Source organism: Bosea sp. ANAM02, assembly GCF_011764485.1.
In the GTDB taxonomy this organism is placed as follows: domain Bacteria; phylum Pseudomonadota; class Alphaproteobacteria; order Rhizobiales; family Beijerinckiaceae; genus Allobosea.
Window position 1 is genome coordinate 1158416 of record NZ_AP022848.1, and the last position, 15329, is coordinate 1173744.

Genomic DNA, 15329 nt, shown 5'->3' on the forward strand with positions numbered 1-15329 from the left:
GTTGCCCATGTGAGCCCTCATCCTGAGGAGCCGCGTCAGCGGCGTCTCGAAGGATGTTCCAGATGCCTCCGGAGCCTCCTGAAACATCCTTCGAGACGCCATTCCCAAGAGAATGGCTCCTCAGGATGAGGGCTCAGGGAATGTCCAAATAGGTTCCCAAGCAAAACCGCTCCCGGCCGGGTGGCCGGAGGCGGTTTTCTCGTTGGCTTAGGCCTACTCGGCAGCCTGCAGGACCGGCGGCTCGATATCGTGTCGGGCGAGCGGGCGGTTGCCCGCGAGCTTGCGCATCAGCACGTAGAAGACCGGCGTCAGGAAGATGCCGAAGGCGGTGACGCCGATCATGCCGGCGAAGACCGCGATGCCCATGGCCTGCCGCATCTCGGCGCCGGCCCCGGTCGAGATCACCAGCGGCACCACGCCCATGACGAAGGCGAGCGAGGTCATCAGGATCGGCCGCAGGCGCAGGCGGCTGGCCTCGATCGCGGCCTGGACCGGCGTCCTGCCCTCGAACTCGAGCTCCCGCGCGAATTCGACGATCAGGATGGCGTTCTTGGCGGATAGTCCGACCAGGACGACGAGGCCGATCTGGGTGAAGACGTTGTTGTCTCCGCCCGACAGCCAGACACCAGTCAGCGCCGCCAGCAGGCCCATCGGGATGATCAGCAGGATGGCGACCGGCAGGGTCATGCTCTCGTACTGGGCCGCCAGCACCAGGAAGACCAGCAGGATCGCGACGGGGAACACGATCACCGCCGAGTTGCCGGCCAGGATCTCCTGATAGGTCAGCTCGGTCCATTCGAAGGCGAAGCCCTTGGGCAGGGTCTCCTTCGCGATGCGCTCCACCGCCTCCTGCGCCTGTCCCGAGGAGAAGCCCGGAGCCGCGCCGGCATTGATGTCGGCCGAGAGGAAGCCGTTATAGCGCATGGCGCGTTCCGGCCCGGAATCGCTGCGCACGTTGAGCACGGCGCTGAGCGGGATCATCTCGCCGCTGTTCGAGCGCACCCTGAGCTGGCCGATATGCTCGGGCTGGGCGCGGAAGGGCGCATCGGCCTGGACGCGCACGGTGTAGGTGCGGCCGAAGCGGTTGAAGTCGTTGACATAGGTCGAGCCGAGATAGGTCTGCAGCGTGTCGAACACCTCCGTCACAGGCACCCCGAGCTGGCGGGCCTTGGTGCGGTCGATATCGGCGTAGAGCTGCGGAACGTTGACCTGGAAGCTCGAGAACATGCCGGCGATCTCGGGTGCGGTCGCGGCCTTGGCCATGAAGGCCTTGGTCGCCTCGTCGAGCGCCGCGTAGCCCAGCCCGGCGCGATCCTCGATCTGCAGCTTGAAGCCGCCGATCGTACCGAGCCCCTGCACGGGCGGCGGCGGGAACATCGCGATGAAGGCTTCCTTGATGCCGCCGAACTGCTTGTTGAGATCGGCGGCGATGGCGTTGCCGCTCAAGGACGGGTCCTTGCGCTGGTCGAAGGGCTTCAGGCCGACGAAGACGATGCCGGAATTCGACGAGTTGGTGAAACCGTTGATCGAGAGGCCGGGGAAGGAGATGGCGTTCTCGACGCCCGGATGCTTCAGCGCGATCTCGTCCATGCGGCGGATGACATCCTCCGTCCGGTCGAGGGTCGCGGCATCCGGCAACTGGGCGAAGCCGACGAGATACTGCTTGTCCTGGCCCGGCACGAAACCCGAGGGCACCGCCTTGAACAGCACGCCGGTCGCACCGAGCAGCACGACATAGACCGCCAGCATCACCGCGCGATGCGAGATCACCCGGCGCACCCCGCCGCCATAAGCCTCGGACGAGCGGGTGAAGAAGCGGTTGAAAGCGCGGAAGAACCAGCCGAACAGCCTGTCCATGAAGCGGGTCAGCCCGTCCTTGGGAGCGTGATGGCCCTTCAGCAGCAGCGCGGCGAGAGCCGGCGAGAGCGTCAGCGAGTTGATCGCCGAGATCACCGTCGAGATCGCGATGGTCAGCGCGAACTGGCGGTAGAACTGGCCGGTCAGGCCTGAGATGAAGGCGAGCGGCACGAAGACCGCGACCAGCACCAGCGCGATCGCGATGATCGGGCCGGAGACCTCGCGCATCGCCTTATAGGTGGCTTCGCGCGGGGAGAGGCCGTTCTCGATATTGCGCTCGACATTCTCGACCACGACGATCGCGTCGTCTACGACGATGCCGATGGCGAGCACCAGCCCGAACAGGCTGAGCGCATTGATCGAGAAGCCCATGACATACATCACCGCGAAGGTACCGACGATCGAGATCGGCACGGCGACGAGCGGGATGATGGAGGCGCGCCAGGTCTGCAGGAAGACGATGACGACGAGCACGACGAGCGCGACGGCTTCGAGCAGCGTGGTGATGACCGCCTTGATCGAGGCGCGCACGAACTGGGTGGTGTCGTAGACGATCGAATAATCCACGCCCTCGGGCATGTTCTGCTTGATCTCGCGCATCGTCTCCTGGACGCGGTCGGCGATCGCGATGGCGTTCGAGCCCGGGGCCTGGAAGACCGGCACGGCGACGGCCGACTTGCCGTTGAGCAGCGAGCGCAGCGCATAGTCGGCGGCGCCGAGTTCGATGCGGGAGACGTCCTTCAGCCGGACGACCGCGCCGTCGGCCGCGGTCTTGACGATGATCTCGCCGAACTGCTCCTCGTTCTGAAGGCGGCCCTGGGCGTTCACCGAAAGCTGCAGGTCGAGGCCCGGCGCATTCGGCGAGGCGCCGATGACGCCGGCCGCGGCCTGGACGTTCTGGGCGCGGATCTCGCGCACGACGTCGCCGGGCGACAGGCCGTGCTCGGCGACCTTCTGCGGGTCGAGCCAGACGCGCATCGAGTAGTCGCCCGAGCCGAAGAGCTGGACCTGGCCGACGCCGTCGATGCGGGCGAGCCGGTCCTTGACGTTGAGCACCGCGTAGTTGCGCAGATAGGTCATGTCATAGCGGCCGTTCGGCGAGGTGATGTGCACCACCATCGTCAGGTCCGGCGAGCTCTTGACCGTGGTGACGCCGAGCCGGCGCACCTCCTCGGGCAGGCGCGGCTCGGCCTGGCTGACGCGGTTCTGCACGAGCTGCTGGGCCTTGTCCGGGTCGGTGCCCAGGCGGAAGGTGACGTTCAGCGTCATGACGCCGTCGGTCGTCGCCTGGCTCGACATGTAGAGCATGCCCTCGACGCCGTTAATCTGCTCCTCGATCGGCGTCGCCACCGTCTCGGCGATCACGCGCGGGCTGGCGCCCGGATATTGCGCCCGCACGACGACCGTCGGGGGGACGACTTCCGGGTATTCGGAGATCGGCAGGGCCCTGATCGAGAGCAGCCCTGCCAGGAAGATCAGCACGGAAAGGACCGCCGCGAAGATCGGCCGATCGATGAAGAATTTCGAGAGGTTCATGGGTGCGCCCCTTCGGAGCGGATAGGACATTGGACGAAAAACGCCGTAATTCCGGGGCTTCGCGAAGCGAAGAGCCCGGAATCCAGAACCGCTGGGCTTGATCGGGATGCGGCCCGGCCGGAGTGCTTTTCTCCAGCATGGCATCGGTTCTGGATTCCGGGCTCGCCCCTGCGGGGCGCCCCGGAATGACGGCGGGGCTTTGTCAGCGTTGCGCGAGTTCGGTCGCGGGTTTCTTCAGTTCGCTCTTCTGCGCCATCGGCACCGGCTCGGGCGCGACGGTCGCGCCGGGGCGGACGCGCTGGAGGCCGTTGACGATGATGCGCTCGCCGGGCTTCAGGCCGGTATTGACGACGCGCAGGCCGTCATGGGTGGCGCCGAGCGAGACCTCACGCCAGGCCGCCTTGGCGTCGTCGCCGACGACGAAGACGAACTTCTTGTTCTGGTCGGTGCCGACGGCGCGCTCGTTGATCACGAGCTGCTGCTCGGCCCTGGCCTGCCCGAGCTGGACCCGGACGAACTGGCCGGGCATCAGCTTGCCGTCGGGATTGTCGAGCCGGGCGCGGACGCGGACCGTGCCGCTGGCGCCATCGATGCCGTTATCGACGAAATGCAGCTTGCCGGTGAACTGCGCGGCCTGCGCCGTCGCGGTGCTGATCCTGACCGGGATCTGCTCCAGCACCCGCGAGCCCTGTACCCCTGTTCCTTGCGGCAGCGAGGCGAGCGCATCGAGCACGCTGCGCTCGTCGGCATTGAAGGCGGCATAGATCGGATCGACCGAGAGCAGCGAGGTCAGGACCTGCCCGCCGGCCGCGATCAGGTTGCCGATGGTGACGTCGAGCCGGCCGATACGGCCGCTGATCGGGGCGCGGATCTGGGTGTAGTCGAGGTTGAGCTGCGCCGTGCGTCGGGCGGCCTCGGCGGCCTGGAGATTGGCCTGCGCCTCCCGCAGGTTGTTGACGCGGGTATCGACGTCGCGCTGGGAGAGGTTGCGGGTCGCCAGCAATTGCTGGCCGCGCTCGTTCTCGCTTTCGGCGAGCGCGACCCGGGCCTTCGCGCCCTGCACCTGCGCATCGGCCCGCTGGAGATCGGCGAGATAGGGCGCCTGGTCGATGCTGACCAGCAGGTCGCCCTGCTTCACGAGACTGCCCTCGCGGAAATGCACGGCCTCGACCACGCCGGCGACACGCGAGCGCAGTTCGACGCGCTCGATCGCCTCCAGCCGGCCGGAGAACTCGGCCCAGGGCACGACCTCGCGCGCCTCGACGGTCGCGACGGAGACGGGGACGGCAGGCGGAGCCGCAGGTGCTGTGTCGCCCTGCGCGCGGGTGCCGGACAATGCGAAGACTGTGACGGCGGTCAAGGCGACGGAGGCGGTGAGGCCGGCCAAAAGGCCGCGACGGTTCGTTCCCGGAATCATGGGGTCGGTCCTTCCTTGGAAATGCTTGGGATGTTCGAAAGAGGCGAGCGCTAGGAGGGCGCTGTCCGTTCATAGAAGGCGGCGATCTCGCCGCAGCTCTTGCAGAGACAGGAGCCTTCCTCGGCAGCATCCGCATAGGCCTGCGGCCAGCGCGTCGGCGCACTGAACTCGACATGGCGGACGGCGATGCCGGCCCGGCCGAGACGATCGGCGTATTGCGCCGCTTCGTCGCGCATCGGGTCGTCCTGCCCGCTGATCAGCAAGGCCGGCGGCAGGCCGGCGAAGCGCGTCGCCTGGAGCGGAGCGGCGTAAGGGTGGGCGGCACGCTCGGGCGTGCCGAGATAATCGGCCCAGCCATCGGCCCAGCGGCAGCCGACCGGGCCGGCCTGCGCGCCGCGCAGCGAGGCAGTGCCGAGGCAAGCGTCGAGCATCGGCGAGAACAGGATCTGGCCGGCGAGCGCCGGGCCGCCGCGATCGCGCGCCATCATGGCCAGCGCCGCGGCGAGATTGCCGCCGGCTTCCTCGCCGGCGATGTAGAGCGGCGCGCCGCGCGTCGCCCAGCGATTGCGCCCCCTGGCAAGAGCCTCGAGCGCTGCATAGATGCGCTCCAGCGTCTCGGGAAAGCGCTGTACCGGCGCGAGCGGATAGGAAAGCGAGAACACGACCGCGCCGGCCTCGGTCAAAGCCGTGGCGACGGCCTGCCCCTCGGCCGGCGAACCGCTGTTGAAATGGCCGCCATGCAGGTGCAGCACGAGCCCGGCATTGTCCGGAACCTCGGCGGGGACATAGAGCCGGCCTGTGAAACTCTCTCCACGGGCGTTCAGGGTTTCCTCGCGCCAGAAGACGGAAAGGACCGGTTGCAATCTTTGCGCGGCGATCGCGGGCATGATGAACCCTCGCTGTTGCGTTGCAGCACGAGATAGTGAATCGGCATTCCGGAATAAATACGCTATCTGCTCATTCATTGTTCACGTACAGAAACAATCCGAGGGCATATGGACCAGCTTGCCGCGATGCGGGCCTTCGTGCGGGTCGTCGAGACCGGGACCTTTACGCGCGCCGCCGATCTCCTGGACATGCCGAAGCCGACCGTCACGAAGCTGATCCAGCAGCTTGAGGCGCATCTGCGTGCCAAGCTGCTGAACCGGACGACGCGGCGCGTGACCGTGACCATGGACGGCGCGGCCTATTACGAGCGGGCGCTGCGCCTGCTCGACGAACTCTCCGAGCTCGATGCGAGCCTGACGCTGGCACAGGCGCGGCCGAGCGGGCGGCTCAGGGTGGATTGCAGCTCCTCGCTCGCGGTCTCGGTGATCATCCCGGCGCTGCACGAGTTCCACGCCCGCTATCCCGATATCCAGCTCGATCTCGGCCTGAGCGACCGGCCGGCGGACCTGATCGGGGAGAACCTCGATTGTGCCGTGCGAGCGGGCGAGATCGTCGATCAGAGCCTGATCGCAAGGCGGATCGGCGAGATGCAGCTCATTACCTGCGCGACGCCGGATTATCTCGCGCGCCACGGCACGCCGTTGCATCCGCGCGATATCGAGGACGGGCACCGGATCGTCGCCTATCGGCCGGCCCTCGGCGGGCGGGTGCTGCCGCTGGTCTACCAGAACCGGGACGAGACGATCGAGGTCTCCGGGCGCTATGCAATCGCGCTGAATGACGGCATGGGCTATCTCGCCGCCGGGCTCGCCAGCCACGGCATCATGCAGTTGCCGACCTTCATGGCCCGCGCGCCGATCGCCGACGGACGGCTCGTGCCCCTGCTCATGGATTGGTGCACGGCGCCGAAGCCGCTGCACATCGTCTATCCGCCGAACCGCCACCTCAGCAACAAGGTGCGCGTCTTCGTCGACTGGCTGGCAGAGCTGTTTGCGCGCGACGAGTTTGTGCTGTCGCGCGGCGGCAGTTGCAAGCCGACGATCCTGCCCTCCGTGCCGGTGCCGATCCCGGCCAAGGCCGATCAGCTTTCGTCGAGCAGCAGCGCGTAGATGTCCTCTCCGCCCGCGGCCTTGCGGATGCGGTCGCGGATCTCGGCCGGGCGCAGGCGCTTCGCGATGCAGGCCAGCGCATCGATGCGGCCCTTGCCGCCATTCACCGGCGTCAGCACCAGGCAGACGAGATCGACAGGCGCGCCGTCGATCGCCTCATAGGCGACGGGCTTTTCAAGGCGCGCCAGCAGTCCGAAGGGTTCGGCGAGGCCTTCGACAGGCGCATGCGGCATCGCCAGCCCGCCGCCGACCCCGGTCGAGCCCAGCGCCTCGCGGCGGTTGAGCGCGTCGAGGATCGCGGCTTCCGGCAAGGCGAGCTGCTCGGCCGCCTTCTTCGCAAGCGCTCGGAACAAAGCCGGCTTGTTCGCGGCGGCGAGCCTGACGATCGAGCGCGGGCGGATGATGTCTGCTGGGGTCATGGTTCGGTCTTGTGCCTTGCGGCAGGGCTCATTCGGCTTCGCGCAGGCGGTAGCCGACGCCGGTCTCGGTGGTGATGTATTGCGGCTGGTCGGGGCTGCGCTCGATCTTCTGGCGGAGCTGCCGGACATAGACGCGCAGGTACTGCACATCGGCCGAGGCGCCCCAGAGCTGCTTCATCAGGAACTGATGGGTCAGCACCTTGCCGGCATGCTGCACGAGGATGCGCAGGATGTCGTATTCCTTGGGCGAAAGCTTCACCTCCTGCTCGCCAAGCCGGACGATGCGCTTGACCAGATCGACGGAGAGCTCGCCGGTCTGGAAGATCGGCTTCTCGCCCTGCTGCTGTAGCTTGTGGCGCAAGGCGACGCGCAGGCGGGCCGCCAGTTCCTTCATGCCGAAAGGCTTGGTGACATAGTCGTCGGCGCCGTTCTCCAGCGCCTCGACGATACCGGCCTCATCGGTGCGGCTCGACAGGATGACGACTGGGAGGGTGAGCGCCTCGGCGCGCCATTTCTGCAGGAGCTCCTGCCCGGACAGGTCGGGCAGGCCGAGATCGAGAATGACGAGATCGGGGATTTCCTCGGCGATGCGTTCGATCGCCTCGCGCGCCGTCGCGGCCTCGCGGATGGCATAGCCCTCGGTCGAGAGGCCGACGCGGAGCAGGCGGCGGATCGCCGGCTCGTCGTCCACGACCAGCACCTTGATATCCGTTGCCGTCATGATTGTGATTCCAATGTCTTAGGCTGACTGTCAGCCGGCATGCGGATGGTGAAGACCGCGCCGCTGCGATCCGTCCGGTTGGCCGCCGTGATCGTGCCGCCCATGGCCTCGACGAAGCCGCGGCAGATGGCGAGGCCGAGCCCGGTTCCGGCGCGGACCTGATCGCCCTTCCGGACGCGGTAGAAGCTGTCGAAGACGCGTTCGAGATCGGCGGGCGGCAGGCCCGGTCCCTCGTCGGTCACCGTCACCAGCACTTCGCGGCCGTCCTGCCGGGCGCGGATGGCGATGGCGCTGCCGGTGGGGGCATATTTCGCGGCGTTGTCGAGCAGGTTGAACAGCACCTGCTCGAACAGGACGGGGTCGAGCCTGAGCATCGGCAGGTCGCCGGGCAGGGCGGTCTCGATGGGGTGGCCGGAGGTGATCTTGCTGGCGCGGCGCAAGGCGCTGCCGACCACGTCGGCGACATCGACGAGCGCGGCGTTCGGCTCCATCGCGCCAGATTCGATCCGGGTCATGTCGAGGAGATTGGCGATGAAGCGGTTGAGCCGCTCGGATTCGTCGATCACGGTCGCGAGCAGCGCGGTGCGATCCTCTTCCGGCAGGGCCTGGCGATAGTCGCGCAAGGTGCCAGCCGCGCCCATGATCGAGGCCAGCGGCGTCTTGAGGTCATGCGAGATCGAGGTCAGCAGGGCCGAGCGCAGGCGGTCGGCCTCGGCCGCGAGCCTGGCGCGGTCGACATCGGCGACGAGCTGGATACGCTCGATGGCCACCGCAGCCTGGTCGGCCAGCGCATCGAGCAGGCGCTGCTGCTCCGGCGTCAGCAGCGGACCCTCCTTGTCGTCGTCGAGGCCGATCACGCCGATGGCGGTGCGGCCGGTGCGCAGGGGCAGATAGAGCCGCTTCGCGCCGGGCAAGGTGTCGGCGCCGCGCCCGGCCGGGCGGTCATGCTCCCAGGCCCAGCGCGCGGCGGCGATATCGGCATCGACCAATGTGTCGTCGGGCGGATAGCCGGCACGGACATCGAGCGTTCCCTCATCCGGCATCAGGATGACGACGCGCAGGCGCAGCATCGAGGCGATCTGGAAGGCGCTGGCCCACAGCACGTCGTCGAGCGTGCCGGTGCCGGCGAGCTTTTTCGAGAAGAGATAGAGGTCCTCGGTGGTGCGGGCGCGCTGGCGGGCGGCATTGGCCTGGCGCTGGACGCGGGCGGTGAGGTTCGAGGCGATCAGCGCGACGAGCAGGAAGAAGCCGAGCGCTACGACGTTCTCGGGATCGGCGATCGTGAGCGTATAGAGCGGCGCGATGAAGAAGAAGTTCAGCGCGAGCGCGCTCAGCAGCGAGGCGAAGAGGGCCGGCCAGAGCCCTGCCGTTACGGCCGAGGCGAGCACGGCGGTCAGGAAGACCAGCGCGATATTGCGCAGGTCCATGATCTCGCTGAGCAGCTTGGCCGCGCCGAGCGCCATTGCGGCATAGGCCGCCGCCGCGAGATAGGGCCTGGCCGAGAGGCCGGACTTGCCGATGGCCGAGACGCCGGCGTCCGTCTCCGGCGGCTGCTCGCGCAAGGCGACGACATGGATGCCGATATCGCCGGCGCGACTGATCAGTTCATGCGAGACGGAGGCCTTGAGCCACTCGCGCCAGCGCGGCTTGGCCGGCTTGCCGACGATGATCTGGGTGACGTTGCCGCTGGCTGCATGGCGCAAGATTTCGCCCGCCACGTCTTGACCGGGCAGCGTGATCGCCTCCGCGCCGAGCTGTGCCGCGAGCCGGAGCGCATTGGCGATGCGGGTCTTGGCCGCTTCGGGCAGGGCGGCTTCCTGTGGTGTCTCGACATGGAGCGCGCTCCAGGGTGCGCGCAGGCGGTCGGCCTGCCGCTTGGCATGGCGGATCAGGGCCGACGCCCCGGCGCTGTCGTCGATGCAGACCAGGATGCGCTCGCCCGCCGCCCAGGGGCCGGAGATCGCGTGTTCCTGCATATGGCTGAGAAGCTGCTCATCGACCCGCTGAGCGGTGCGGCGCAGCGCCAGCTCGCGCAGGGCCGTCAGGTTGCCCGGCGAGAAATAATTGGCGACGGCGCGCTTGGCGGTCTTGCCGAGATAGACCTTGCCCTCTTCGAGCCGCTTGATCAGGTCGGCCGGGGTCAGGTCGATGATCTCGATATCGTCGGCGCGGTCGACGATCGAATCCGGCACGGTCTCGCGCACGCGGATCCGGGTGATCTGGGCGACGACGTCGTTCAGGCTCTCGACATGCTGGATGTTGAGCGTGGTGTAGACGTCGATGCCGCGCGCGAGCAGTTCCTCGACATCGAGATAGCGCTTGGGATGGCGGCTGCCGGGCGCATTGGTATGGGCGAACTCGTCGACGAGGACGAGCGCCGGGCGGCGCGCCAGGATCGCGTCGAGGTCCATCTCGTCGAGCGCGCGGCCCTTGTAGTCGGCGAGCCGGCGCGGGACGATCTCGAAGCCGTCGACCAGCGCCTGCGTTTCGCTGCGGCCATGGGTCTCGACGACGCCGATCACGACATCGACCCCCTCGGCCCGGCGCGCTCGTCCGGCGGTCAGCATCTCGTAGGTCTTGCCGACGCCGGGCGCCGCGCCGAGGAAGATCTTCAGGCGCCCACGGCCTTCGCGCTGGGCACTCGCCAGCAGCGCCTCGGGCGAGGGCCTGCCTCTCGTCTCGCGATGGCTGTCGGCGATGGTCATGCGGTCCGCAGGGGAAAGCGGCGGCGCCTTGCGCGCCGCCGGGGCCTTTGTGTCAGCGCCGGGCGGCGCCGTCGAGAGCAAGGTTCAGCGCGAGCACGTTGACGACGGGCTCGCCGATGAAACCGAGCTTGCGGTTCTCGACGAGGGTATCGACCAGCGCCTTGAGCGTCGCCGGGTCGGCGTTGCGAGCCCTGGCGACGCGCGCGATCTGGAAATAGGCGGCCTCGGGCGAGATATGCGGGTCGAGCCCGCTACCGGAGGTCGTCACCAGCTCCATCGGCACCGGCGCATCCGGGTTCTCGGCCTTGAGCTTTTCGGTCTCGGCCTTGATCCGATCGACCAACTTCCGGCTGGTCGGGCCGAGATTGGAGCCGCCGGAACTGGCGGCGTTATAAGGCGCGTCCACGGTCTTGGTGCTGTCGCTCGGGTCGGTGCCGACCGTCGCCGAGGGGCGCCCGTGGAAATAGCGCTCGCTGGTGAAGTTCTGGCCGATCAGGCTGGAGCCGATGATCCTGCCGTCCTTCTCGATCAGGCTGCCATTGGCCTGGCGCGGGAAGACGGCCTGGGCGATGCCGGTCATGGCGAGCGGGTAGGCAAGGCCGGTGATCGCCGCGAGCGCGACGATCATCGCGAGGGCGGGGCGGATCTGCTTGAGCATGGTCGAGTTCCTCAGACGAGGCCGATGGCGGTGATGGCCATGTCGATGGCCTTGATGCCGATGAAGGGGACGACGAGACCGCCGAGCCCGTAGACGGTGAGGTTGCGGCTGAGCAGGGCGCCGGCGCCGACGGCACGGTACTTCACGCCCTTCAGCGCGAGCGGGATCAGCGCGACGATGATCAGCGCGTTGAAGATGATCGCCGAGAGGATGGCGCTCTGCGGCGTCTGCAAGCCCATGACGTTGAGCGCGCCGAGCTGCGGGTAGAAGGCGAGGAACATCGCCGGGATAATGGCAAAATACTTGGCAACGTCGTTGGCGATCGAAAAGGTCGTCAGCGCGCCGCGCGTCATCAGCAGCTGCTTGCCGATCTCGACGATCTCGATCAGCTTGGTCGGGTCGCTATCGAGATCGACCATGTTGCCGGCTTCGCGGGCCGCGACCGTGCCGGTGTTCATGGCGACGCCGACATCGGCCTGCGCGAGCGCCGGCGCATCGTTGGTGCCGTCGCCGCACATGGCGACGAGCTTACCCTTGGCCTGTTCCTCGCGGATCAGCGCGAGCTTGTTCTCGGGCGTGGCCTGGGCAAGGAAATCGTCGACACCGGCCTCGGCCGCGATGGCGGCGGCGGTCATCGGGTTGTCGCCGGTGATCATCACCGTGCGGATGCCCATGCGGCGCAGTTCCGTGAAGCGCTCGCGGATGCCGCCCTTCACGATGTCCTTGAGATGGACGATGCCGAGCAGGCGGCCGTCGCGCGCGACCGCGAGCGGCGTGCCGCCGGCCTTCGACACCTCGGCGGCGATAGCCTGGATCTCCCTGATCGTCTCGGGCGTGGAGCGGGCATCGGCGCCATCGACATATTTCAGCACGGCATCGACCGCGCCCTTGCGGATCTGCGAGCCCTCGAGATCGACGCCGCTCATCCGACTCTGCGCGGTGAAGGGGGCGAAGGTCGCGTGCAGGGCGCCCATATCGCGGGCGCGGATGGCGTATTTCTCCTTGGCGAGCACGACGATCGAGCGGCCTTCCGGCGTCTCGTCGGCGAGCGAGGCGATCTGGGCGGCATCCGCCAGTTCCTGCTCGCCGACGCCGCGCACGGGGCGGAACTCGGTCGCCTGCCGGTTGCCGAGCGTGATCGTGCCGGTCTTGTCGAGGAGGAGCGTATCGACATCGCCGGCGGCCTCGACGGCGCGGCCCGACATGGCGAGCACGTTGAAGCGCACGAGACGATCCATGCCGGCGATGCCGATGGCCGAGAGAAGCGCGCCGATCGTGGTCGGGATCAGCGTCACGAAGAGCGCGACCAGCACGACGACCGGGATATAGCCGCCGGCATAGGTGGCGAAGCTCGGGATCGTCACGGTGGCGAGCACGAAGATCAGCGTCATGCCGGCGAGCAGGATGTTGAGCGCGATCTCGTTCGGCGTCTTCTGGCGCTCGGCGCCCTCGACCAGCGCGATCATGCGGTCGATGAAGGTGGAGCCGGCCGCGGCGGTGATGCGCACGCGGATCCAGTCGGAGAGCACCTGCGTGCCCCCGGTCACGGCCGAGCGGTCGCCGCCGGATTCGCGGATGACGGGGGCTGATTCGCCGGTGATCGCGGCTTCGTTGACCGAAGCGACGCCTTCGATGACTTCGCCATCGGAGGGGATGATGTCGCCGGCCTCGACCAGCACGACATCGCCGACCTTCAGCGAGGTGCCGGGCACGAGCCGGAACTGGCTGCGGTCATCGCCCGAGAGCAACTTGGCCTCGGTCTCGGAGCGGGTCTTGCGCAGCGAGTCGGCCTGGGCCTTGCCGCGCCCCTCGGCCACCGCTTCCGCGAAATTGGCGAAGAGCACGGTGAACCAGAGCCAGAGCACGATCTGGAAGGAGAAGCCGAGATCGGCGCCCCCGGTGGCGAGGTCCTTGACGAAGAGGATGGTGGTCAGGGCCGAGACCACGGCGACGACGAACATCACCGGGTTGCGGGCGAGGCTGCGCGGGTCGAGCTTGCGGAAGGCGTCGGCAAGGGCCGGCAGCAGGATCCGGGCGTCGATCAGGCTCGCGGATTTGGATGGGCTCATAAAAGGCTCCAGCGGAGAGGTGTCGGGTCCGGCTCAGGCAGCGGCGACGAGGCCGGCGAGCGCCCGGACGAGCAGCAGGACGAGGAACAAAGCGACCGTCAGGCCGAGGATGAGGGCGGCAGGGCGCGAGGGTGCCCTGTCCGTTTCGCGCGAGGCGGCGTCGCGATGGACGGCGTCGCGGCGCATTTGGCGCAGGCAGCTTGCCATGGCGGCCTCCTCAGAAGCTCTGGCCCGCGAGCATCGCGAGATGCTCGACGATCGGGCCGACGGCGAGTGCGGGGAAGAAGGTCAGGCCGCCGACGATCAGGATGACGCCGACGAGCAGGCCGACGAAGAGCGGGCCGTCGGTCGGGAAGGTGCCGGCCGAGGCGGGTACGGATTTCTTCTCGGCGAGCGAACCGGCGATGGCGAGCGCCGGGATGATGACCAGGAAGCGGCCGACCAGCATCGTGATGCCGAGCGTCACGTTGTACCAGAGCGTGTTGGCCGAGAGGCTGGCGAAGGCCGAACCGTTATTCGCTGCCGCCGAGGTATAGGCGTAGAGAATCTCGGAGAAGCCGTGCGGGCCGCTATTGCCGGCGGAGGCAACCGCGCCGGGCAGCACCACGGCGATCGCGGTGAAGACCAGCATGCCGGCCGGCAGGCAGAGGATGGCGAGCATCGCCATCTTGACCTCGCGGGCCTCGATCTTCTTGCCGAGATATTCCGGCGTGCGGCCGACCATCAGGCCGGCGACGAAGATCGCCAGCACGACGAAGAGCACGATGCCGTAGAAGCCGGCACCGACGCCTCCGACAATGATCTCGCCGAGCTCCATGTTGATCAGCGGGATCATGCCGCCGAGCGCGGTGAAGCTGCCATGCATGGCGTTGACCGCACCGCAGGAGGCCGCCGTGGTGACGACGGCGAAGAGGGCCGAGAGCGGGATGCCGAAGCGCATCTCCTTGCCTTCGAGATTGCCGCCCTGAAGGCCGAGAGACTGAAGCAGCGGGTTGCCGGCGGCTTCCGCCCAGTAGCATACGGCGATGCCGGCGATGAACAGGGCGCCCATGGCGGAGAGGATCGCCCAGCCCTGGCGCTCGTTGCCGACCATCCGGCCGAAGACATTGGTCAGCGCGGCTCCGATCGCGAAGATCGAGACCATCTGGATCAGGTTCGAGATGGCGTCGGGATTCTCGAAGGGATGGGCCGAGTTGGCGTTGAAGAAGCCGCCGCCATTGGTGCCGAGCATCTTGATCGCGAGCTGGGAGGCGACCGGGCCGCGCGCGATGGTCTGCTGCGCGCCTTCGAGCGTCGTCGCCGTCACGGACGGGTCGAACGTCTGCGGGACGCCGAGCGCTACATAGGCCGGCGTCAGCAGGATGCAGAGCGGCAGCAGCAGGTAGAGCGTCGCGCGGGTCAGATCGACCCAGAAGTTGCCGACGGACTTGGCGGAAGCGCGGGCGAAGCCACGGATCAGCGCGACGGCGATGGCGATGCCGGTCGCGGCCGAGACGAAATTCTGCACGGTGAGGCCGAGCATCTGCGTCAGGTAGGACATCGTGCTCTCACCGCCGTAATTCTGCCAGTTCGTGTTGGTGACGAAGCTGACCGCCGTGTTGAAGGCGAGGTCGGGTGCAACCGCGCCCATGCCGTCCGGGTTCAGCGGCAGCAGGCCCTGGAAGCGCTGCAGCCCATAGAGCAGCAGCAGGCCGGCGAGGTTGAACAGCAGCAGCGCGACCGCATAGGCGCTCCAGTGCTGCTCCTCGCGCTCATGCGTGCCGGCGAGCGCATAGAGCCCGCGCTCGACCGGCGCGAGCACCGGGGAGAGGAAGGTGCGCTCGCCCTTGAAGACGCGCGTCATGTAGCTGCCGAGCGGCTTCACCAAGGCGAGCACGAGCGCGCAGAAGAGAAGGATCTGAATCCAGCCATAGAGTGTCATGGGAGGGCTTTCGAAGCTCTATGCCTGGC

Annotated in this window: 11 protein-coding genes; 1 reads left to right on the plus strand and 10 read right to left on the minus strand. The window is 67.8% G+C overall.

What is annotated here, in order from left to right:
* Positions 1-213 precede the first annotated feature (213 nt).
* The 3 genes from OCUBac02_RS05600 to OCUBac02_RS05610 all read right to left on the minus strand — a co-directional run bounded on the left by OCUBac02_RS05600 (position 214) and on the right by OCUBac02_RS05610 (position 5697).
* Positions 214-3393, minus strand: a complete 3180-nt coding sequence (locus tag OCUBac02_RS05600) for an efflux RND transporter permease subunit (RefSeq protein WP_173044043.1) — start codon at positions 3391-3393, stop codon at positions 214-216.
* 202 nt (positions 3394-3595) lie between these two features.
* Positions 3596-4810, minus strand: a complete 1215-nt coding sequence (locus OCUBac02_RS05605; RefSeq protein WP_173044045.1) for an efflux RND transporter periplasmic adaptor subunit — start codon at positions 4808-4810, stop codon at positions 3596-3598.
* 50 nt (positions 4811-4860) lie between these two features.
* On the minus strand, positions 4861-5697 hold the full coding sequence (locus OCUBac02_RS05610; protein ID WP_173044048.1) for an alpha/beta hydrolase fold domain-containing protein: 837 nt from the start codon (positions 5695-5697) through the stop codon (positions 4861-4863).
* A gap of 108 nt (positions 5698-5805) precedes the next feature.
* On the opposite strand from OCUBac02_RS05610, the gene OCUBac02_RS05615 reads away from it, so the two are divergent.
* Entirely contained in the window at positions 5806-6807 is a 1002-nt protein-coding gene (locus OCUBac02_RS05615; RefSeq protein WP_173044050.1) for a LysR family transcriptional regulator, read from the plus strand.
* On the opposite strand, the gene OCUBac02_RS05620 is transcribed toward OCUBac02_RS05615, so the two are convergent.
* From OCUBac02_RS05620 to kdpA, 7 genes are read right to left on the minus strand one after another with little or no spacing between them, the layout of a single operon-like run.
* Entirely contained in the window at positions 6780-7226 is a 447-nt protein-coding gene (locus OCUBac02_RS05620) for a PTS sugar transporter subunit IIA (protein WP_173044052.1), read from the minus strand. The two genes, OCUBac02_RS05615 and OCUBac02_RS05620, sit on opposite strands and share 28 nt — an antisense overlap.
* 28 nt (positions 7227-7254) lie before the next feature.
* Positions 7255-7947: a response regulator transcription factor gene (locus tag OCUBac02_RS05625; protein WP_173044054.1), complete on the minus strand. Its 693-nt coding sequence runs from the start codon at positions 7945-7947 to the stop codon at positions 7255-7257.
* Entirely contained in the window at positions 7944-10652 is a 2709-nt protein-coding gene (locus tag OCUBac02_RS05630) for a sensor histidine kinase (protein WP_173044056.1), read from the minus strand. Before OCUBac02_RS05630 ends, OCUBac02_RS05625 begins: the two co-directional genes overlap by 4 nt.
* Before the next feature lie 52 nt (positions 10653-10704).
* A complete protein-coding gene (locus OCUBac02_RS05635; RefSeq protein ID WP_173044058.1) occupies positions 10705-11310 on the minus strand; it encodes a K(+)-transporting ATPase subunit C in 606 nt (201 codons plus the stop codon).
* An 11-nt stretch (positions 11311-11321) separates the two neighbouring features.
* Positions 11322-13379: a potassium-transporting ATPase subunit KdpB gene (gene kdpB, locus OCUBac02_RS05640; protein WP_173044060.1), complete on the minus strand. Its 2058-nt coding sequence runs from the start codon at positions 13377-13379 to the stop codon at positions 11322-11324.
* A 33-nt stretch (positions 13380-13412) separates the two neighbouring features.
* Complete coding sequence (locus OCUBac02_RS05645) at positions 13413-13586, minus strand: hypothetical protein (protein ID WP_173044062.1); 174 nt, start codon at positions 13584-13586, stop codon at positions 13413-13415.
* A 10-nt stretch (positions 13587-13596) separates the two neighbouring features.
* Positions 13597-15300 (minus strand): potassium-transporting ATPase subunit KdpA, encoded by a 1704-nt coding sequence (kdpA, locus tag OCUBac02_RS05650; RefSeq protein ID WP_173044064.1) that lies wholly within the window; start codon positions 15298-15300, stop codon positions 13597-13599.
* Positions 15301-15329: the final 29 nt, after the last annotated feature.